This window comes from Actinoplanes octamycinicus (assembly GCF_014205225.1).
GTDB classification, from domain to species: domain Bacteria; phylum Actinomycetota; class Actinomycetes; order Mycobacteriales; family Micromonosporaceae; genus Actinoplanes; species Actinoplanes octamycinicus.
On the sequence record NZ_JACHNB010000001.1, the window covers coordinates 2,097,179 to 2,116,213 of the forward strand.

The 19,035-nt window shown below is 72.7% G+C and carries 19 protein-coding genes; 10 read left to right on the top strand and 9 right to left on the bottom strand.

The features are described 5' to 3' along the window. Positions 1-67: 67 nt before the first annotated feature. The 4 genes from BJY16_RS09460 to fliQ all read left to right on the top strand — a co-directional run bounded on the left by BJY16_RS09460 (position 68) and on the right by fliQ (position 3,228). Entirely contained in the window at positions 68-1,006 is a 939-nt protein-coding gene (locus tag BJY16_RS09460) for an ABC transporter substrate-binding protein (RefSeq protein ID WP_185038760.1), read from the top strand. Next, the gene (locus tag BJY16_RS09465; RefSeq protein WP_185038762.1) at positions 1,003-2,046 is read left to right on the top strand and encodes a FecCD family ABC transporter permease; all 1,044 of its coding nucleotides are present in this window, start codon (positions 1,003-1,005) and stop codon (positions 2,044-2,046) included. The genes BJY16_RS09460 and BJY16_RS09465 overlap by 4 nt, the downstream gene beginning before the upstream one ends. Continuing rightward, on the top strand, positions 2,043-2,843 hold the full coding sequence (locus BJY16_RS09470) for an ABC transporter ATP-binding protein (RefSeq protein ID WP_185038764.1): 801 nt from the start codon (positions 2,043-2,045) through the stop codon (positions 2,841-2,843). The genes BJY16_RS09465 and BJY16_RS09470 overlap by 4 nt, the downstream gene beginning before the upstream one ends. A 115-nt stretch (positions 2,844-2,958) precedes the next feature. Beyond that, positions 2,959-3,228 (top strand): flagellar biosynthesis protein FliQ, encoded by a 270-nt coding sequence (gene fliQ / locus BJY16_RS09475; protein ID WP_185038766.1) that lies wholly within the window; start codon positions 2,959-2,961, stop codon positions 3,226-3,228. A gap of 284 nt (positions 3,229-3,512) precedes the next feature. On the opposite strand, the gene BJY16_RS09480 is transcribed toward fliQ, so the two are convergent. From BJY16_RS09480 to BJY16_RS09500, 5 genes are read right to left on the bottom strand one after another with little or no spacing between them, the layout of a single operon-like run. Beyond that, entirely contained in the window at positions 3,513-4,274 is a 762-nt protein-coding gene (locus BJY16_RS09480; RefSeq protein ID WP_185038767.1) for a VOC family protein, read from the bottom strand. A 51-nt stretch (positions 4,275-4,325) separates the two neighbouring features. Then, complete coding sequence (locus tag BJY16_RS09485; RefSeq protein WP_185038769.1) at positions 4,326-5,063, bottom strand: ABC transporter permease; 738 nt, start codon at positions 5,061-5,063, stop codon at positions 4,326-4,328. Further along, entirely contained in the window at positions 5,048-5,932 is an 885-nt protein-coding gene (locus BJY16_RS09490) for an ABC transporter ATP-binding protein (protein ID WP_185038772.1), read from the bottom strand. The genes BJY16_RS09485 and BJY16_RS09490 overlap by 16 nt, the downstream gene beginning before the upstream one ends. After that, positions 5,929-6,396, bottom strand: coding sequence for a winged helix-turn-helix domain-containing protein (locus BJY16_RS46400; RefSeq protein ID WP_203758972.1), 468 nt, complete (start codon positions 6,394-6,396; stop codon positions 5,929-5,931). The genes BJY16_RS09490 and BJY16_RS46400 overlap by 4 nt, the downstream gene beginning before the upstream one ends. Beyond that, positions 6,393-7,025, bottom strand: a complete 633-nt coding sequence (locus BJY16_RS09500; protein WP_185038773.1) for a transporter — start codon at positions 7,023-7,025, stop codon at positions 6,393-6,395. The genes BJY16_RS46400 and BJY16_RS09500 overlap by 4 nt, the downstream gene beginning before the upstream one ends. 61 nt (positions 7,026-7,086) lie before the next feature. On the opposite strand from BJY16_RS09500, the gene BJY16_RS09505 reads away from it, so the two are divergent. Both BJY16_RS09505 and BJY16_RS09510 read left to right on the top strand, forming a co-directional pair. Further along, positions 7,087-7,512, top strand: coding sequence for a GNAT family N-acetyltransferase (locus tag BJY16_RS09505; RefSeq protein WP_185038775.1), 426 nt, complete (start codon positions 7,087-7,089; stop codon positions 7,510-7,512). A gap of 74 nt (positions 7,513-7,586) precedes the next feature. Continuing rightward, on the top strand, positions 7,587-9,134 hold the full coding sequence (locus tag BJY16_RS09510) for a hypothetical protein (protein WP_185038777.1): 1,548 nt from the start codon (positions 7,587-7,589) through the stop codon (positions 9,132-9,134). A gap of 24 nt (positions 9,135-9,158) precedes the next feature. Here the strand turns inward: BJY16_RS09510 and BJY16_RS09515 are convergent, their stop codons facing one another. Further along, positions 9,159-10,025: an LLM class flavin-dependent oxidoreductase gene (locus BJY16_RS09515; RefSeq protein ID WP_185038779.1), complete on the bottom strand. Its 867-nt coding sequence runs from the start codon at positions 10,023-10,025 to the stop codon at positions 9,159-9,161. Next, positions 10,025-12,031: a HelD family protein gene (locus BJY16_RS09520; RefSeq protein WP_239177114.1), complete on the bottom strand. Its 2,007-nt coding sequence runs from the start codon at positions 12,029-12,031 to the stop codon at positions 10,025-10,027. Before BJY16_RS09520 ends, BJY16_RS09515 begins: the two co-directional genes overlap by 1 nt. A gap of 351 nt (positions 12,032-12,382) precedes the next feature. Here BJY16_RS09520 and BJY16_RS09525 point away from each other — a divergent pair, with 351 nt between their 5' ends. From BJY16_RS09525 to BJY16_RS09540, 4 genes are all read left to right on the top strand, one after another. Then, the gene (locus BJY16_RS09525; RefSeq protein WP_185038781.1) at positions 12,383-12,952 is read left to right on the top strand and encodes an ArsR/SmtB family transcription factor; all 570 of its coding nucleotides are present in this window, start codon (positions 12,383-12,385) and stop codon (positions 12,950-12,952) included. Positions 12,953-12,998: 46 nt separating this feature from the next. After that, a complete protein-coding gene (locus BJY16_RS09530; protein WP_185038784.1) occupies positions 12,999-14,222 on the top strand; it encodes an MFS transporter in 1,224 nt (407 codons plus the stop codon). Then, positions 14,219-15,070 (top strand): menaquinone biosynthetic enzyme MqnA/MqnD family protein, encoded by an 852-nt coding sequence (locus tag BJY16_RS09535; RefSeq protein WP_185038786.1) that lies wholly within the window; start codon positions 14,219-14,221, stop codon positions 15,068-15,070. The genes BJY16_RS09530 and BJY16_RS09535 overlap by 4 nt, the downstream gene beginning before the upstream one ends. An 81-nt stretch (positions 15,071-15,151) precedes the next feature. After that, positions 15,152-16,711 (top strand): COG1361 family protein, encoded by a 1,560-nt coding sequence (locus BJY16_RS09540; protein WP_185038788.1) that lies wholly within the window; start codon positions 15,152-15,154, stop codon positions 16,709-16,711. A gap of 83 nt (positions 16,712-16,794) precedes the next feature. On the opposite strand, the gene BJY16_RS09545 is transcribed toward BJY16_RS09540, so the two are convergent. Together BJY16_RS09545 and BJY16_RS09550 are read right to left on the bottom strand one after the other, a co-directional pair. After that, positions 16,795-17,751 (bottom strand): aldo/keto reductase, encoded by a 957-nt coding sequence (locus BJY16_RS09545; RefSeq protein WP_239177116.1) that lies wholly within the window; start codon positions 17,749-17,751, stop codon positions 16,795-16,797. Between the two features lie 453 nt (positions 17,752-18,204). Then, on the bottom strand, positions 18,205-19,035 hold the full coding sequence (locus BJY16_RS09550; RefSeq protein WP_185038790.1) for an SWIM zinc finger family protein: 831 nt from the start codon (positions 19,033-19,035) through the stop codon (positions 18,205-18,207).

Here is a 19,035-nt window from a genome sequence, read left to right on the forward strand (position 1 = left end):
GTCTCGCAGGCGGCGGCCCCCAGGCCCTGTCGGCGATGCACCACACCCGACCGACAGGAGGACCTCGATGAAACGCGCGCTTCTCGCCGCCGGCACGGCGGCCGCACTGCTGCTCGCCGGTTGCGGCGGCACCGACAAGGACGGCACGTCACCGGAGGCCGGCCAGTCCGCCGCGAGCACCGCCGCCAGTTTCCCGGCCACGGTCGGCTCGCTCACCCTGGACAAACGCCCCGAGAAGATCGTCTCGCTGAGCCCGACGGCCACCGAGATGCTCTTCGCGATCGGCGCCGGCCCGCAGGTCACCGCGGTCGACGACCAGTCCGACTACCCGGCCGACGCCCCGAAGACCGACCTGTCCGGGTTCAAGCCGAACGCCGAGGCGATCGCCGCCAAGGACCCGGACCTGGTGGTGCTCTCCGGCGACAGCGACCAGATCGTGGCCCAGCTCGGCAAACTCAAGATCCCGGTGTTCCTGTCCCCGGCCGCGCAGACCCTGGACGACACCTACCGGGAGATCACCGAGTTCGGCACGCTGACCGGGCACCCGGCCGAGGCCGGCAAGCTCACCGAGCAGATGAAGGCCGAGATCGATCAGGTGGTCAAGGGCGTCCCGGCGCGCGCCAAGCCGCTCAGCTACTACTACGAGCTGGGCCCGGAGCTCTACTCGGCCACCTCGAAGACCTTCATCGGCGGGGTGTTCGACCTGTTCGGGATGACCAACGTCGCCGACCCCGCGGACGCCGACGGCAGCAAGGGCGGTTACCCGCAGCTCTCCGCGGAGGCGCTGGTCAAGGCGAACCCGGACACCATCTTCCTGGCCGACACCCAGTGCTGCCAGCAGTCGCCGGACACGGTCAAGGCGCGGACCGGCTGGTCGGCGATCACGGCGGTGCGGAAAGGCCAGGTCTACCCGCTCGACGACGACATCGCGTCACGGTGGGGTCCGCGTACCGTCGATCTGGTCAAGGCCGTGGCCGACGCGGTCCGCGAGATTCCCGCGTCATGAGGCCGGCCGGGCTGCGCCCGGCCTGGCTGCTGGCCGGTGTGCTGGCCGTGCTGGTCGCGGTCATCGCCGGCCTCGCCTTCGGCTCGGTCGCGTTGCCGCCCGGCGCGGTCGCGGCCGAGCTGCTCAACCTGATCCCCGGGGTGGACCTGCACAGCGGGCTCACCGAGCGGGAGATCGCCATCCTCACCCAGCTCCGGCTGCCCCGGGTGGTGCTCGGCCTGCTGGTCGGCGCGATGCTGGCGCTGGCCGGGGCCGCCTACCAGGGCGCGTTCCGCAATCCGCTGGCCGACCCGCACCTGCTCGGCGTGGCGGCCGGAGCCGGGCTCGGGGTGACCGCGGTGATCGTGCTGCGCCCGGCCGCTGACGCGACGGCCGGGCTGCCGATCGGCGTACCGATGGCGGCTTTTCTCGGCGCCCTGGTGGCGGTCGCCCTGACCTGGCTCCTCGGCGCCGCCGGCGGCCGCGACCGATCACCCGGCGCGCTGATCCTGGCCGGGGTCGCGGTCTCCGCGTTCCTCGCCGCGGTGCAGACCTATCTGCTGCAGCGGAACGTGGAGTCGCTGCGCGAGGTGTACTCCTGGCTGCTCGGCCGGCTCGGCACGGCCGGCTGGCACGACGTGCTGGTAGTGCTGCCCTACACGGTGCTGACCGCCGCGATCGTGCTCGCCCAGCGCCGCGAGCTGGACGTGCTCACGGTCGGCGACGAGGAGGCGACCAGCCTCGGCCTGCACCCGCAGCGCAGCCGTTACCTGCTGATCGTCGCGGCGTCGCTGGGCACCGCCGCGGCGGTCTCGGTCTCCGGCCTGATCGGCTTCGTCGGCATCATCGTGCCGCACACGTTGCGCCTGCTCACCGGCCCGAGCTACCGCTCGCTGCTGCCGCTGTCGCTGCTCTTCGGCGCGGCCTTCCTGGCGCTGACCGACCTGCTGGCCCGGGTCGCCGGCGGGGCCGCGGAGATCCCGATCGGGGTGGTCACGGCGTTCCTCGGCGCGCCGTTCTTCATCGTGGTGCTGCGCACCAGCCGCGGGGTGACGACATGACCGATGCCGCCCCCGGTGGGCGGTCCGGTGCGGCGATCCTGGTGACCGATCTGACGGTACGACTGGACGGCGCCCTCATCGTCGACGGCGTCGACCTCGAAGTGACCGGCGGCGAGTGGGTCACCGTGATCGGCCCGAACGGCGCCGGCAAGTCCACCGCCCTGCGCGCCGTGGCCGGCCTGCTCCCCTTCCGGGGCACCGTCCACCTGCACGGCCGCCCGGTCGACCGGTTGCACCGCCGGGACCGGGCCAAGACCGTCGCGGTGGTCGTGCAGAACCCGGTCGTCCCGCCGGCGATGACCGTTTTCGACTACGTGCTGCTGGGCCGGACCCCGTACATCCCGCCGCTCGGCCGGGAGTCCGCCGCCGACCTGGCCGTGGTCGACGAGGAGCTGGCCGCGCTGGACCTGCGCGCGTTCGCCGGCCGCCGGCTGGACACCCTCTCCGGCGGCGAACGTCAGCGGGTCTTCCTGGCCCGGGCGCTGGCCCAGGGCGCCGAGATCCTGCTGCTGGACGAGCCGACCAGCGCCCTGGACATCGGCCACCAGCAGGAGGTCCTGGAACTGGTCGACCGGCTCCGCGCGGAACGCTCGCTCACCGTGCTGGCCACCATGCACGATCTGTCCACCGCCGGCGAGTACGCCGACCGGATGGTCCTGCTCTCCGCCGGCCGGGTGGCCGCCGCGGGCACGCCCACCGAGGTGCTGACCGAGGCCAACCTGGCCGAGCACTACCGGGTCAAGGTCCGGATCATCCCGGGCGACCACGGCCCGCTGGTGGTGGCGGTCCGGCACTGACCCGCGCGGCAGCGGGGCGGGCTTCTTGAGGTTTCCTGTGCGGGTGAACCGAATGGCAACCGGGGTGTGACCGGTCTGCACTCCGGGCGGTGGTGGATCGCCCGAAGTGTGGGGCATGACCGACACGATGGTGGTTGAGCTGGGGCTGCAGGCGATGACGATCGCGGCGAAGCTGTCCGCGCCGGTGCTGCTGACCGCGCTGGCGGTCGGGTTCGCGATCTCGTTGTTCCAGTCGGTGACGCAGATCCAGGAGGCGACGCTGTCGTTCGTGCCGAAGGCGGTGGCGATCGGCGCGGTGCTGCTGTTCACCGGCAACTGGATGCTGCACGAGATGATCACCTACACGACGCAGCTGTTCGACCGGATCCCGGACCTGCTCCGCTGACCTCGCCGCGGATCACCGCTGAAGCAGAAGGCCGCCCGATGGGCGGCCTTTTTCGCGCCTGGCAATCACTGCGACCAGCACCATCGCAAGATCGACAGAGCCCGCCCTCCACCGGGGGCTCCCCCGCTGATCAGTGTGGCGGAGGGGAGGGGATGGCGACGGCGTGGCTGTGGACAGGCAAGAAATGTGGATAACGGCGGGCGGAACGAGCTGCGGGTATTCCCGAGGCGTGCGCTGCGACCGTACCGGACGAGGGGTTGGCTGACCCGAAGCGGACCCGGCGGTCAGCGGCGGCCCGCGAGCACCGCGAACGTCGCGCCCTGCGGGTCGGTCAGCACCGCATAGCGCCCGATCGAAATCGTCGTCGGCGGGTTGACCACCCGGCCGCCGAGGGCGAACGCGTGCTCCGCGGCCACGTCGCAGTCGGTGACCGCGAAGTACACCAGCCAGTACGGCGAGATGTCGGCCGGCCAGCCCTCGCCGATCATCGGCTGGATGCCGGCCACCGGCTGGCGCACGTTGTCACAGAGCAGGTACGGCAGGTTGCCCACCTGCGCCTCGCGGAACGTCCAGCCGAAGACCGCGCCGTAGAAACTCTGCGCCCCGTCCACGTCCCGGGTGTTCAACTCGTTCCAGGTGAGCGCCCCGGGCACGTCGAACACCTCGGCCCCGCGCATCATCCCGGCCTCCCAGACGCTGAACGGCGCCCCGGACGGATCCAGGAACGCCGCCATCCGCCCCTGATCCATCACGTCGAACGGCGCGACCAGCACCTTCCCGGCGGCGGCCTCGACCCGGGCCGCGGTCAGGTCGGCGTCGTCGGTGGCCAGGTAGGTGCTCCAGGTGGTCGGCTGCCCCTCGCCGAACAGTGGGCCCGCCCCGGCCACCGGCAACCCGTTCAGCAGGAACGTGGTGTAGCCGCCGAACTCGGCGCCGGACACCTCGGCGGTCCAGCCGAACAGGCTCGTGTAGAACCGGGTCGAGCCGTCGAGGTCGGACGTGGCCAGATCCACCCAGGTGGGCACGCCGGGCGAAGGAGCGGTCATAGCCGCATGGTCGCATCCGGTCACCAGCGCGGGGATGGAACTGTCAGTCATCTAGCCGAATCGACGACCCTCGTCGCGCCGGAACGCCCACACCGCGAGACTGCCGAGCGCCACCGTCCAGGCGAGCAGCGACAGCGCCGAGCCCCACCGGAACGGGTAGTCACCGACGGCCGCCCACATCAGCCGGACCGCGCCGCCGGTCGGCAGGTAGGGCGCGATCGTCGCGACGAAGCCGGGCTGCCAGCCGGGTGAGCTCATCAGCCCGCCGCCGAAGGCCAGCGGCAGGAACAGCACCTGCGCCACCACGATCGCCGCCTTCTGCGGCAGCGAATAGCCGATCGACAGGCCCATCAGGATGAACGGCACCGAGATCACCGCGGTGGCGGCGGCTCCGGCCAGGAGCTCCGGCCCGCTCACCGAGGCCGGGGTGAACAGCGCCGCGATGATCACCACCGGGGTCAGGGAGATCGCCATGGTGGTGAGGCCGGCCAGGATCCGGCCGGCGAAGCGGGGCAGCGCGCCGGCCGGGAGGGTCCGCACGTACGGATCCCACGGCTGGGCGCGGTCCTCGGCGACGCCGATGCCGTACTGGAAAAGGTTGGTGCTCATCACCGCGAACGTGATCATCGAGGCGGCGGCGTAGGTGGCGCCGGCCGGGTCGTCGCCGGTGAACGGCACCACGAAGGCGAGCATCGCGGCGGCCGGCCAGAACGCCCCGCCGATCACCGCGATCGGGATCCGGAACAGCTCGATCAGCTGGAACTTGGCATGGGTCAGCGCGAGGACCACGACGGCTCCTTGGTCAGGGTCAGGAAGGCCTCCTCCAGCGAGGCGCCGCGCACCTCGAGGTCACGGAACGCGACGTCGCGCCGGACCAGCTCCCGGACCAGGGCGTCGGCGTCCGTGGTGAGCAGCAGGTGGCGGTCGCCGGCGCGCTCCGCGCGCAACACCCCGGTCAGGTGCGGCAGGTCGATCGGCGAGGTCAGACCGATTTGCCGTACGCCGGCGAGCCCCCGGATCGCGTCGACACTGTCGTCGGCCAGCACCCGCCCGGCGTCGAGCACCACCACCCGCTGCGCGAGCGCCTCGACCTCCTCCAGGTAGTGGCTGGTCAGCACGACGGTGCCGCCCTCGGCGTGGAAGGCCCGGATGCCGTCCCAGAGTGCCCGCCGGGCCTCCACGTCCAGCCCGGTGGTCGGCTCGTCGAGGAAGACGATCCGCGGCCGCCCGGCGAAGGCGAGGGCCACCGCGAGCCGGCGTTTCTGCCCGCCGGAGAGGCCGCCGGTCTGCCGCCGGATCAGGTCGGCCAGCCCGAACCGGCCGAGCAGCTCCGCTGTGGACAGCGGGTTGGTGAAGTGCGCCCGGACGAAATCGGTCACCTCGCCGACGCGCAACGAGGCGGGCAACCCGGTCTCCTGTGGAGTGACGCCCAGCTCCCGCCGGAACCGGGGGTCGCGCGGGTCACCGCCGCACAGCTCGACCCGGCCGGAGGTGGGCCGCCGGGTGCCGGTGAAGAGGCTGACCAGGGTGCTCTTGCCGGCGCCGTTCGGCCCGAGCAGGCCGACCAGCTCGCCGGCGCGGACCTCCAGGTCGAGGTGGTCCAGGGCGAGGGTGGCGGCGTACCGCCGGGTGACCTGGACGGCGCGTGCGTGGATCATGACTCCTCCGGGTGGTTGAGCAGGGCACGCAGGGCGATGACGTAGTCGTCGAAGGCGAGGCGGCCGCGGCGGGTCAGCCGGACCAGGGTGGCGGGGGTGCGACCGCGGTGCGTCTTGACCACCTCGACGTAGCCGGCGTCCTCGAGCTTGCGCAGGTGGACCGAGAGGTTTCCGGCGGTCACCCGGAGAATCTCCTGGAGCCGGGGGAAGGCGATGCTGTCCGCCTCGCGCAGCTGGGAGAGCGCGGAGACGACCCGGAGGCGGGCCTGCGCGTGGATGACCGGGTCGAGCTCGGGCAGCTCACCGGTGGGGCCGCCGGTCGGCGGCTCCGTGGTGTCGCTCGTCGGCGTCTCGGCGGTCTTGCTCGTCGGCGACCTGGTGAGGTTGCTCGTCGGCGGCTCGGTGGGATCGCTTTCCGGTGGCTTGGCGGGGTCGCTTTTCGGCGGCTTGGTGGTGTCGCTCATCGGCGGCGCCACCAGCCGATCAGGCCGGCGATCAGCAGGCCGCCGCCGCCGGCCACCGCCACGACCAGCGCGTGCCACCCGGGGCCGGCCAGCACGCCGACGATGTTGATCCCGCTGATCCAGGCGCCCAGGACGAAGGTGCTCCGGTCGTCCCAGATCGCGCCGCCGGCCATGTAGAGCGCGCCGACCAGCGCGACCAGCCCGCCACCCCAGAGGATGCCCTGACGCGACTCCGGCACCACGTCGCTGACCTGACTGAACACCAGCACCAACCCGGCGAACCCGGCCGACCAGGAGAACCCGAACATCCGCCCCTGCCGGGAGCTGGGCCCGCTCACCGCCCGGCCGGACCGGGCGCCCATCACCCCGGTGATCGCCCCGGCGGCCATCATCAGCGCCGTCATCACGGTGATCGGCAACCAGTCGGGGAGAGCCACGAGCACCCGCTCGTCCGGACCCCAGCGCAGGAAGAACAGCCCCGAGCCGAGCAGCCAGGCGACCCCCCACGGCCAGTACATCCAGCGCGGGTCCGGGGTCAGCTCGCGCTCCAGGTTGGCCCGCTCGCGATCGATCAGCCGCAGCGCCTCGGCCGGGTCGTCGAAAGTCGATTCGTCGTCGATCGATGCCATGCCTCGACTTTACGACGCAAAGTCAAAGAACTTTGTGCCATAAAGTTCGTAGGGTGGCCGGGTGGGTGAACTGATCTTGCGGGCGGCGGAGCCGGCCGACCTGCCGGCGGTGCTGGCGTTCTGGCAGGTGGCGGCGGAGAACGACAGCCGGCCGGTGGACACCGTCGAGGCGGCCGAGGCACTCGTCGCCCGGGACCCGGAGGCGCTGATCCTGGCGGTCGACGACGGGGCCGTGGTCGGCACCGTGATCGCCGGCTGGGACGGCTGGCGCTGCCACCTCTACCGGCTGGCCGTCGCCCCGGACCGGCGCCGGGCCGGGATCGGCGGCCTGCTGATCGCCGCGGCCGAGGACCGGTTGCGGGCGCTGGGCGGGACCCGGGCGGACGCCATGGTGCTCGACGCCAACGAGCGGGCGCACGGGATCTGGGCGGCGCGCGGCTACCGTCCGCAGCCGGAGTGGTCCCGCTGGGTGAAGCCGCTGGGCTGAACCGCCCGGTCGGAGATCCACTCCCGACGGAAAGGGGTTTCGTCGCGGCGGCCGAGCAGCGAGGATGCTCGATCGTGGATGAGCTCCTGGTCGCGCTGGCCGGTAACCCCGCCCTGCCGCCGGTCCTGGTCGACCGCCTGATCGGGCTGGCCGACGAGGAACTCGCGAGCGCCCTCGCCGATCGCCCCGCCCTGACCCCGGCCCAGGTCCGGGAGCTGGCCGCCCGATCCGAGCCGGCCGCGATCAGGCTGGCCCACGACGGCCGGCTGTCCGCGGACGACTGGGCGGAGCCGGCCGGGGCCGCCGACTGGGCGACGGTCGCGCTGGCCCTGCTCGACGCGGGCCGCGGACGGCCGGAGTGGGCGCGACGACTCGCCGCCGACCCGGACTCGGCGGTCCGGCAGGAGCTGGCCGCCTGCCCGGACCTGCCGCGCGACGTGCGGGAGCGGCTGGCCGCCGACCCGGACCCGGAGGTGACCGCCGAGCTGGCCTGGCGGACCACCGATCCGGATCTGCTCGCCCGGCTGGCCCGGCATCGGCACGCCGACGTGCGGGCGATGGTCGCGGCGAACCGGGCGGCGTCCCCCGAGCTGCTGGCCGGACTGGTCGCCCTCGACCCGCCACCGGAGGCATGCCTGGTCTGCGACCGGGAGCCGATCCCGTTCCTGCACGACCCGCACTGCCCGCGGACGGACTGCACCCTGCCGCCCGGCGCGGCCTGCGCCGGAGGCCACGAATCGGCTATCCACAGCCTCCGGTACCAGGCTGTGGATAACCCGGCGACGCCGATATCGTCCCTGGTCAGCCTGGCCGACAACGAGTCGGCGATCCTGCGCTGGACGCTCGCCGGCCGGCCGGACCTGCCGCCCGAGGTGGCCGTCCGGCTGGCCGGCGACCCGATCCCCGGGGTCCGGCACGACCTGGCCGGGAACCCGGGACTGCCGGCCGAGCTGATCCGGCGGCTGGCCGGCGACCCGGACCCCGAGGTCCGGCGGCGGCTGGCGCACAACTCGAACGTGCCGCTCGACGTGCTGGCCGAGCTGGCCAGGAAGACCCGGATCGGGCCGACCCCGCTGCCGCGGATCGAGGCGGCCACCGAGGCCGAGGTACGCGCGCTCGCGGCGGGCGCCGGACCGGAGCTGCGGATGCTGGTCGCCACCCGCCGTGATCTGCCGGATGACGTCCGGGACGCGCTCGCCGGCGACCCGGACGCGAAAGTGGTCGCGGCGGTGGCCGGCCATCCCGGGCTGAGCCCGGAGCTGCTGGCCGGGATGGTGGGCACCCACGGCAAGCGGGTGAGCAGCGCGGTCGCCACGAACCCGGACGCGCCCGCGGACCTGCTCCTCGACCTGGCCCGGTCGGTCCCGCGGGTGCCGCGGACGCTCCGCGCGGTCGCCCAGCATCCGAACGCCACCGCCGCCGTGCTGGAGCACTGCCTGGCGGCCGGCCCCGGGGAGGGCGACGGGCGGGCCCGGGCTGCCGCGGCCGGTCACCCGGCGCTCCCTCCGGCCCGGGTCGCCGAGCTGGTCGGCGACCCGGATCCGACGGTGGCCGAGTCGGCGGCCGGCAACCCGGCCCTGCCGCTCACCGAGATGGTCCGGCTGATCGACGCCGCGCGGTGACGAGCCGCGCCGGGGTCGGCCGGGTCAGCGACCGAGCGCGGCCAGCGCGGCCCTGACCTGCGGGATCGGGTCCGGGCCGAGCGGGCGCAGGACGACCGTCCCGGTGCCGGCGTCGGCCAGCGACTGCACCTTGCCGGGCACCTCGGCGACCGGGCCGATCAGCGAGAACACTTCGGACGGTGGCACGCCGAGCCAGCCGGCCTGCCCCTCGACCATCGCGCCGGTCACCTTCGCGGCGTCCGCCGGATCGTCGTTGACGTGCAGATAGGCGAAGACGATCAGCTCGTGCTCGTCGCCCGCCCCACCCCGCCGGATGTGGCCCAGCGCCGCCTCGATCTCGGCCGGGCCGTTGCCCTCGGCGATGATCGTGCCGTCCGCGACCCGGCCGGAGAGCTCCAGCGAGCGCGGCCGGACCACCCCGGTGACGATCGGCGGGAGCACCGCGGGCGGGTGCACCAGGCGCACCCCGTCGATGTGCACCTCGCGCCCGTCCAGGGTGACCATCTCGCCGCGCAGCAGCCCGCGCACCGCCAGGATGGTCTCCTCCAGCATCGCCAGCTTCGATGTCGGCTCGACGCCGAGCTGGCGCATCCACTCGGCGACGCCGTGCCCGAGACCGGCCACCAGGCGGCCCGGATGGACCCGGGCCAGCATGGCCAGCTCCATCGCGAGCAGGGCCGGACTGCGCAGCGGCGCCGGCGCTATGCCGATGCCGACCCGGATCCGGGAGGTGGCGGCCAGGGCCAGGGCGGCGGCGCTGATCGAGCCGGCCCAGCCGAGGTCCTCGACCACCCAGAGGTCGTCGGCGCCGGCCTCCTCCACGGCGGCGGCGAAGGTCGGCAGATCTTCGGGGGACAGGTCGCGGTCGAACATCACTCCGATGCGGGGCATCAGCCGATGTTAAGCGGTTCAGGAAGCGATTTGGCGTGCACAACCGAGAGGCCGGTGACGGCACGGGTGAGCACCACGTAGAGGCGGTTCAGTCCGCGTGGCTCGGCGGCGACGATGTCGGCGGGCTCGTGGACGACGACGTGGTCGTACTCCAAGCCCTTGACGACCGTGGCCGGGACCACCGTGACCCGCGCCTCGGCGTCGACGTCGTCGGGCGTCGCGTGCTCGATGCCGGCCGCCGAGAGATGGTCGCGGAGCCGGTCCACCGCGGCGTCCGCGGCGATGACCGCGACTGATCCCTCGTGCCCGAGCGCCGCGGTGACCTCGGCCAGGGTGCGCGCGTCCAGGTCCGCGGGATCGGCGACCGGCACCATCACGAGCGCGCCGTCCCGGCGCAGCGAGACCGCTTCGGGCACGTTCACGCCGAGCGCCGGCAGGAGGCGGTTGGCCAGGGTGACCACCGCTTCCGGTACGCGGAAGCCGACGGTCAGCGGCACCACCGCGGCGTCCGGCTTGCCCAGGTGGGCCAGGACGTCCCGCCAGTCGGTGGCGGCCCACGGGGCGGTGCCCTGGGCCAGGTCGCCGAGCAGGGTGATCGAGCCGTGCTCGCTGCGCCGGGCGATCGCGCGGGCCGCCATGGGCGACAGGTCCTGCGCCTCGTCGATGACCACGTGACCGAAACTGTTCTCCCGCTCCAGCAGCCCGGCGGCCTCGTCGAGCAGCAGCAGGTCGCCGGTGGTCCACTTGGCCGACTTGACCGTCTTGGGCGGCTTGGCCCAGCGGATCACCTCCTGCTCCTCGGCGGTGAGCAGGTCACCGGCCTGCGCCGGGTCGGTGAGCAGGCTGCCGACCAGTGACTCCGGGGTGACGGCCGGCCAGCAGCGCTCCAGGAACTCGGTGACCTGCGGGATCTTGCTCATCTTGCGCAGCCAGGACTCGCTCGGTGAGTTGCCGGTGCGGTACTCCGACTGGCGTTGCAGCAGCCCGACCACCCGGGCCCGGACCCGCTCACGGCCGGTCGCGTAGGGCAGGCCCTCGCGGCGGGCCTCGTCGACGATCCGGCGCAGCGGCTCGACGTCGATCCGCCAGCGGTAGGAGCCGTCCGACACCATGATCGGCTCGGTCGGCCGGCTGATCCGGCCCCACAGGAGGTCGCTGAGGATCCTGGCCATCCGCGCGTCGTTCTTGACCAGCGCGGCAGCGGGCGAGTCGACCGCCTTGACCGGACTCCGCCGGACCAGATCCTCCAACGTGGACTGCTGGACCTCGACCTCGCCGAGGGTCGGCAGCACCGCGGAGATGTAGGACAGGAACGCCGTGTTCGGCCCGACGATCAGCACCCCGGACCGGCGCAGCCGTTCCCGGTGCAGGTAGAGCAGGAAGGCCGCGCGGTGCAGGCCGACCGCGGTCTTGCCGGTGCCGGGCGCGCCCTGCACGCAGATCGAGTCGGCCAGCTCGGCCCGGACCAGCTCGTCCTGCTCCGGCTGGATGGTGGCGACGATGTCGCGCATCGGCCCGACGCGCGGCCGCTCGATCTCCGCGGTCAGGATCCGGCTGCTGGTGCCCAGCTCCTCACCCCGATCGAGGTGCTCGTCCTCGAAGCTGGTCAGCTCGCCCTTGACGAACCCGAAGCGGCGCCGGGTGGCGACGCCCTGCGGGTCGCGGACGCTGGCCCGGTAGAACGAGCGGGACAGCGGCGCCCGCCAGTCCAGCACCATCGGCTCGCCGGCGTCGTCGGTGACGTGCCGGCGGCCCACGTGGTAGGCGCTCTCCTCGATGTCGAGGCGACCGAAGAAGAGCGGGGTGTCCGGGTCGTCGGCGAGCTCCTTGACCCGGCGGGCCATGTGCCGGCCCAGTTGCTCGGCGGTGTAGGCGTCGCCGGCCACCTTGTCGCCGGTGGAGAAGAGGGCCTCGGCGCGGCCGCGCATCCGGCGCAGCGCCGCCCGGGACTCGGTGAGATGGGTGCGTTCGGCGGTGAGTTCGGTGTCGAGGTCGGAAGCGGGCACGGGGCATCCTCGGCAGGCTTGAGATCCGGCTGCGCTCGCGTGTCCGGACAGCGGGTCGGCCGCTGCCGGCGCGGGGGGACGTCCGCTGCGGTGCATGCTCACCACGGCCGTCAAGCGGCCCTAAACGCTACGCCGCCGGCGTCGGCTGTCCACCGATTTTTCGCCGGGCTCCGGTCCGATTCCTTGCCGGGTCCCCGGTCCGCTTCTCGGTGACGCTCGGTCCGTTTCGCGGTGGCGGCCGGTCCCGTTCGTGGTGGCGCCCGGGTCCGTTTCGCGGTGGCGCCCGGGTCCGTTTCCCGGTGCCGCCCGGTCCGTTTCTCGGTGGTCGCCGGTCCGGCCGAGAATGGGGGCATGGCGGAGCAGGAGAACGTGCGGGTCACCGATGCGCGTGCGTTGCGGGCGCTGGCGCACCCGGCGCGGATCGAGATCGTGGAGCATCTCAACGTCACCGGGTCGACGGTGACCGCGACCGAGGTCGCCGGGCTGGTCGGGCTCTCGCCCAGCGCGACCAGCTACCACCTGCGCGAGCTGGCCCGGTACGGACTGGTCGAGCAGGCGCCGAGCCAGGGGGACGGGCGGGAGCGGCGGTGGCGGAGCACCGGCGGCAGTCTGTGGATCGAGAGCGCCCCCGATCAGCCGGAGGCGGTCGCCGCCGAGCGTGCGCTGGTCGACCTCTACGTGAACCGGGACCAGGAACGCCTGCACGGCTGGCTGGACCGGCAGCACGACGAGCCGGCCGAGTGGCGCGAGTCCAGCGCCCTGATGGGTCAGCAGCTCCTGGTCACCGCCGCCGAGCTGGCGAAACTCAACGAGCAGGTACGGGAGCTGATGGAGCCCTACCGGGTGCGCGAGCGGCAGGCGAGCCCGCCGGAGAGCGCCCGCCGGGTGGTCGTCCAGTACACCGCGTTCCCGATCGCATAGTTCGAACGCCTTGCGCGAGGCGGATGTGAAGGATTACTTTCGAAGTATGTCCTTCACATCTGCCTCGTCGCGTTGGACGGACGTGTACCTGGTGGCCGGCGGGCGGGCGATCTCCGTCTGCGGCGACTTCCTCGCGGCCACCACGCTCGCCCTGGTGCTGCAGCAGACCGGGCACGGCGGGCTGGCCGTCTCCGGGCTGCTGCTCGCGGCGGCGCTGCCACCGGCCCTGCTCGCCCCGCTCACCGGGCGGCTGGCGGACCGGGCGGACAGTCGTACGCTGCTGGTCCTGACCGGCCTCGGGCAGGCGCTGGTCTGCGCGGCGCTCGCCTTCACCAGCCACCCGCTCGCGATCATCGGCCTGGTCGCGCTGCTCGCCGCCGGTCTGGCGATCACCCAGCCGACCATCCAGGCGCTGCTGCCCCGCATGGTCCACCGTGACGACCTGGCCCGGGCCAGCGGCATCGCGCAGACCGCCGGGCAGGTCGGCATGCTGGCCGCCCCGGCGCTGGCCGGTTTCCTGGTCGGGCAGACCGGGCCGCGCGTCCCGCTGCTGATCGACGCGGCCAGTTATCTGGCGCTGGTCGTGGTGGCCCTGCTGATCCGCACCCGGCGGCGCGGCGGCGGCGCCGACGAGGCGGCCGCGCCGATCGCCTTCCGGCTGCGCGCCGACCGGTCGCTGACCGTGATGACCGTGGCGATCGCCGCCACGGTCGCCGGGGTCGGCATGATCAACGTGATCGAGGTCTTCTTCATCCGGGACACGCTGGGCGCCTCCGCCACCGTGTACGGGCTGGTCGCCGCCTCCTGGACGGTGGGGATGGTGCTGTTCACCCCGTTCTTCGGGCGGGTGCCGCGGCACCGGCTCACCATCCGGGTGGTGCTGGTGCTGCTGGCCGGCTCCTGCGCCGCCGTGCTCGCCGCCGCCACGGCCACCTCGGCCGGCTGGCTGGTGCCGCTCTGGATCTTCGGTGGCGCCTGCAACGGCGGGCTGAACGTGTGCCTCGCCGTGATCGTCGCCGACCGGGTGCCCAGCGAGGTGCACGGCCGGGCCTTCGCGGCGGTCACCGCGGTGGTGCAGGGGGCCGGGCTGCTCGGTTACCTGCTGGCCGGGCCGCTGGTCGAGCAGTTCGACGCGCGCGTGCTGGTGGCCGGCGCCGGGGCGGCCGGGCTGCTCGCGGCTTTCGCCTGCTGGCCACTGGTGCGACGTGAGCCACGAGACGATCCTTCGCAGGGCGCGCCGACTGGGATCAGGGATACCGTCGCTTCATGAGCGACAGCGTCAGTCGGCCCCGGGTCGGGCACATCCAGTTTCTCAACTGCCTACCGATCTACTGGGGGCTGATGCGCTCCGGCGCGCTGCTCGACGTCGATCTGCACAAGGACACGCCCGACCGGCTCAGTGCCGCGCTCGTCGCCGGTGACCTGGACATCGGCCCGATCACCCTGGTGGAGTACCTGAAACACGCCGATCAGCTGCTTCTTCTGCCCGATCTGGCGGTCGGCAGCGACGGTCCGGTGCTCTCGGTCAACCTGGTCTCCACCCGCCCCCCGGCCGAGTTGGACAAACGTCCGGTCGCTCTCGGGTCCACCTCACGGACCGGAGTGCTGCTCGCCCAGATGCTGCTCTCCGAGCGTTACGGCGTCGAGCCCACCTACTTCCGCTGCCCGCCCGACCTGTCGCAGATGCTGCAGGTGGCCGACGCCGCCGCGCTGATCGGCGACCCGGCGCTGCGCGCGCTCTACGAGGCTCCGGCACTCGGCCTGCAGGTGATCGACCTGGCCGACGCCTGGCGGGAGTGGACCGGCCTGCCGATGGTCTTCGCCGTCTGGGCAGTGCGCAAGGAGTTCGCGGCGACCCACCCGGGCCAGGTCAAGGACGTGCACGAGGCGTTCCAGCGGTCCAAGGAGCTGAGCCTGGGCGAGCTGGACGAGGTGGCCGAGGCGGCCGCGCGCTGGGAGCCGTTCGACGCCCCGACCCTGGCGAACTACTTCCGGGCTCTCGACTTCTCGCTGGGCGAGCGGCAGATTCAGGGCGTGTCGGAATTCGCCCGCCGCGCGGCGAATCGGGGCGAAGTGCCGCCGTTGCCGTCGGATGGGCTGCTCTTCGCCGATGTTTGATCTTTTCTGAGCCGACCGCTTACGCTCCTCGGACTCTCTCCGGCCGCCGCCCGTGCGGCCCCAAGTCCGAAGACGGTGACCATGCGTTTGCGCGCTCTGCTCCGCCGCCTCGTCCTGCCCCCGGTAGCCGCCGGCCTCGTCGTGTCCGGCCTGGCGCTGCCCGCGCGGGCCGAGGCACTGTTCGACTTCCCGGTCGTGATGCTGAACCTCACCGACTCGGTGACGGTGATCGACGGGCAGGCGAAGACGGTCAAGTTCGACGTCTTCAACGCCGGTGGCGCGGACGCGGAGAACGTCGTGGTCGGCTTCGCCGACGGCCCCGGCGCGGTGCCGGCCGACCTCGGCTTCGTGCCGCCGGCCGGCTGCTCGGCCACCGCGTGCAAGCTGGACCGGCTGGCGGCCGGCGAGCGGCGCAACTACAGCTTCACGGTGCAGCCGGACGTCGCCTCGAAGACCAATCTGACCTCGCACTTCGACGTGACCGCCACGGTCGGCGGCGAGGAGCACGACAAGGTGCAGCTGGCCGTGGTGCGGACCACCAAGCCGGGCGTCGACCTCGAGGTCGCCGACATCAAGGACATGAAGCTGGACCGCGGCCAGTCCGCGGACCTGCCGGTGTCGGTGAAGAACACCGGCAGCGCCGGGTCCGGGCCGCTCGGCTTGGTGATCGCCGGCCAGCCCGGGATCCAGCCGGTCCTCGACTACCGCAACTGCGACAGCGACGAGGAGTTCGGCGGCATCGTCTGCGTCATCGACGAGCCGCTGGCCCCCGGTGAGTCGGCCACCCTGTCGCCGGCCACCGGCGCGAAGATCAAGGTGGGCGCCGACACGCCCGGTCCGGCCGACTACGCCGCCGACGTGATCGTGGTCGGGCTGACCGAGAAGTACGCGGCCGCCTTCGCCAAGCGCAACGCCGCCAAGCAGGGCGACGAGCTCAAGCTGCAGAAGGCCCGGTCGGCCGCGAGCCTGCGGGCCACCGCCGAGGCTGACGACGAGGACCTGGGCGAGGGCGTCGAGGACGACCTCAACCCGGCCGACAACGTGACGTCGTTCCTGGTCAAGGTGGGGCGCTCGGAGGCGGACAGCCAGGCGATCGGCGCTGTCTTCCACGGCACCGCCGGTGACGAGGTCACCGTCAAGGTCGGCGCGCAGAACCTCGGCCCGACCCCGACCCTGCCGCTGAGCACCAAGTGGGTCGGCTACGTGCACGTCAAGGTGCCGACCAACATCAAGCTGACCGAGGTCGACAAGATGTGCCTGCCGGGCACCTCGCCGTCGAAGATCGACCTGGGCGACGACGTGGAGAGCGACCCGCAGGACGCGCTGGACAGCCGGGACTGGGTCTGCCTGCTGTTCGACCAGATGCCGTCCGGTGCGAAGAGCGTGTTCTCGTTCCAGGCGATGATCCAGGAGGGTTCGCACGAGGCCGGGTTCGTCCAGGTGGACGGCGGTCCGCAGGACTCGAACTCGGCGAACGACCGGGCCGCGCTGTCCGTCGACGGCGGCGGCGAGGGTGCCGGGCTGCCGGTCACCGGGCCGTCGGCGGTGTCGCTGGCCGGGGCTGGGGCGGTGCTGCTCGCGGTGGGTCTGATCGCTTTCCGGTTCGCCCGTCGCCGCCGGATCGTCACCGTCGTCGAGTAACTCGTCATGGCGCGGGGGCCGGGTGCGATGCACCCGGCCCCCGCTGCGTTTTCGGCGTCTTGACCGGTCTCCGCCCGTGCCGGTCAGGGGTTGAGGATGGCGTCCAGGGCGGCCACGTCGGCGGCGGTCAGGTCCCAGCTCGCGGCGGCGGCGTTGGCCTGGACCTGCTCCGGGGTGGTGGCGCCGGCGATCACGCTGGTCACCGCGGGGCGGGCGGCCAGGCCGGCGATCGCCACCTCGAGCAGGCTGTGCCCGCGCTCGGCGCCGAAGGCGGTCAGCGCCTCGATGGTGTCCCAGTCGGCGGAGGCCAGCCACGGGGCGTACCGGTCCTGGGACAGGCGGGTGCCGGCGGCCGGGCTCTCGCCGCGCCGGTACTTGCCGGAGAGCAGGCCCGAGTCGAGCGGGAAGAACGGCAGCAGGCCCAACCCGAACCGCTCGCAGGCCGGCACCACCTCGATCTCGACATCCCGGTGCAGCAGGCTGTACCGGTTCTGCGCGCTGATGAACGGGGTCAGGTCGGCGGCGCGGGCGGTCCAGTCGGCGTCCGCGATCTGCCAGCCGGCGAAGTTCGAATTGCCCAGGTAGCGCACCTTGCCGGAGCGGACCAGGTCGTCCAGCGCGGCCAGGGTCTCCTCGATCGGGGTCGCCGGGTCCGGCTCGTGCAGCTGGTAGAGGTCGATGTAGTCGGTCTCCAGCCGGCGCAGCGACGCCTCGACGGCGCGGATGACGTAGCGCCGGGAGCCGCGGGCGCCGAAGTCCCGCCCGTTCATCCCCTCCATGTTCATGCCGAACTTGGTGGCCAGCACGACCTCGTCGCGGCGGCCCTTGAGCGCCGCGCCGAGCAGTTGCTCCGAGCTACCGTGCGGGGTGCCGTAGATGTCCGCGGTGTCGAACAGCGTGATGCCGGCGTCGATCGCCGCGTCGACGACCTCGCGGGTGCCGTCCGCGTCGAGCTTGCGGCCGAAGTTGTTGCAGCCGATGCCGACCACGGACACGACGAGGCCCGATTCGCCGAGCCGGCGGTAGCTCATCTCACTCATGAACCGAACCTTAGTTCGCACCCGATCCGTAACCCGGAAAGACCTGCATATCGGTTAACTTCTATTGACACTGCTTGTTACTCCTCGCATGCTGATGAGCACTCTCGGGAAGGCGAAATCGGCCTTTGTCCGGTAGTGTCCAAGCCGCCGCGTCCATCGTGGACTCGCCCACGATCGGTTCACGATGGACGCGGCCCAAACCCTTGCCGCGTCCCAGATCCCGCACCGTCGCCCGTTTCGGTTCCCGCGTGCTGACTGTGCCGCGTCCGCTCGCTCCGCACCCGCACCCACCTCGCCCCTTCGCGCCCGGGGAGCGAGTGCCGCGTCCGTGCTTGCTCCGCACCCGCATCCGCCCCGCCCCTTCGCGCCCGGGAGCGAGTGCCCGGGCGCCTCTAGCTTCGGGTTGACGGCGGGTGGTGTGTGAGTGGCCGGGCGTGCGTGGTGCCTCGGTGGTCACTCCTCCGGTGCGGCTCCCAGGTCTCGGTAGACCGGGCGGAGCAGGTCGATCAGCGGGATGTGGCGGACCTTGATCGGGGGTGGGTCCAGGGCTCGGAGCAGCAGCTCGGGAGGGGTGCTGCCGCGGGCGGGGCGCTCTCGCAGGCGGCCGAGGCTGACGGCGGGGGAGTAGAAGTCGGTCAGGCGGTCGGCGAGGGGCTCGTCCGCGACGGCCAGCGGGTCGACCGCCTCGCCCGGGTCGGTGGTGCCGCGCAGCGCGTCGAGCAGGGGCTCACGGGCCCGGCCGCGCCAGGCGAGCACCAGGAACGGGTCGTCGTCGAAGGCCTCGGCCAGCACGTAGAGCGCGGCGGAGCCGTGCTTGCACGGGACGCCCCAGTCCGGGCAGGAGCAGTCGATGTTCAGCTCGGAGGGGAAGAGGGGCAGCCCGAGGTCGGTGAACAGGTCGACGATCTCCCGGGGCATCGCGCCGGCGAGCAGGGCAGCGCGGTACAGAGCCTGCGCGCCGAGCGCCTCGATGATCTCCGTCCACTGTGCCTCGTCGAACGCGGCGATCCGGATCGTCACCTGGTAGGGCGCGGGACGGGAGCCCTGCACCCGAGCCACCAGCTGCCCGGGGCTCAGCGCGAAGTCGATCACCTGACCCTTGCGTGCATAGGCCCGGCCGCGCGACAGCCGACCCGGATCGCAGACCTCCTCCAGGACGTCGACGAAGCGCCGCGACCACCACTGCTCGCCGATTTTGCCCCGCTTTGACCGGACTGCCAGGCCACCGTCCACTTCGATCGGACGGCCCGCCTCGTAGAACTTGCCGGACCTGTCGAATGGCAT

What these genes read in the sequence shown, in the direction of transcription:
- fliQ (WP_185038766.1), top strand. Translation starts at nt 2,959, where the DNA reads ATGACCGACACGATGGTGGTTGAGCTGGGGCTGCAGGCGATGACGATC.
- BJY16_RS09470 (WP_185038764.1), top strand. Translation starts at nt 2,043, where the DNA reads ATGACCGATGCCGCCCCCGGTGGGCGGTCCGGTGCGGCGATCCTGGTG.
- BJY16_RS09490 (WP_185038772.1), bottom strand. Translation starts at nt 5,932, where the DNA reads ATGATCCACGCACGCGCCGTCCAGGTCACCCGGCGGTACGCCGCCACC.
- BJY16_RS09480 (WP_185038767.1), bottom strand. Translation starts at nt 4,274, where the DNA reads ATGACCGCTCCTTCGCCCGGCGTGCCCACCTGGGTGGATCTGGCCACG.
- BJY16_RS09525 (WP_185038781.1), top strand. Translation starts at nt 12,383, where the DNA reads ATGGCGGAGCAGGAGAACGTGCGGGTCACCGATGCGCGTGCGTTGCGG.
- BJY16_RS09515 (WP_185038779.1), bottom strand. Translation starts at nt 10,025, where the DNA reads ATGCCCCGCATCGGAGTGATGTTCGACCGCGACCTGTCCCCCGAAGAT.
- BJY16_RS09550 (WP_185038790.1), bottom strand. Translation starts at nt 19,035, where the DNA reads ATGCCATTCGACAGGTCCGGCAAGTTCTACGAGGCGGGCCGTCCGATC.
- BJY16_RS09545 (WP_239177116.1), bottom strand. Translation starts at nt 17,751, where the DNA reads ATGAGTGAGATGAGCTACCGCCGGCTCGGCGAATCGGGCCTCGTCGTG.
- BJY16_RS09500 (WP_185038773.1), bottom strand. Translation starts at nt 7,025, where the DNA reads ATGGCATCGATCGACGACGAATCGACTTTCGACGACCCGGCCGAGGCG.
- BJY16_RS46400 (WP_203758972.1), bottom strand. Translation starts at nt 6,396, where the DNA reads ATGAGCGACACCACCAAGCCGCCGAAAAGCGACCCCGCCAAGCCACCG.
- BJY16_RS09460 (WP_185038760.1), top strand. Translation starts at nt 68, where the DNA reads ATGAAACGCGCGCTTCTCGCCGCCGGCACGGCGGCCGCACTGCTGCTC.
- BJY16_RS09530 (WP_185038784.1), top strand. Translation starts at nt 12,999, where the DNA reads ATGTCCTTCACATCTGCCTCGTCGCGTTGGACGGACGTGTACCTGGTG.
- BJY16_RS09535 (WP_185038786.1), top strand. Translation starts at nt 14,219, where the DNA reads ATGAGCGACAGCGTCAGTCGGCCCCGGGTCGGGCACATCCAGTTTCTC.
- BJY16_RS09540 (WP_185038788.1), top strand. Translation starts at nt 15,152, where the DNA reads ATGCGTTTGCGCGCTCTGCTCCGCCGCCTCGTCCTGCCCCCGGTAGCC.
- BJY16_RS09465 (WP_185038762.1), top strand. Translation starts at nt 1,003, where the DNA reads ATGAGGCCGGCCGGGCTGCGCCCGGCCTGGCTGCTGGCCGGTGTGCTG.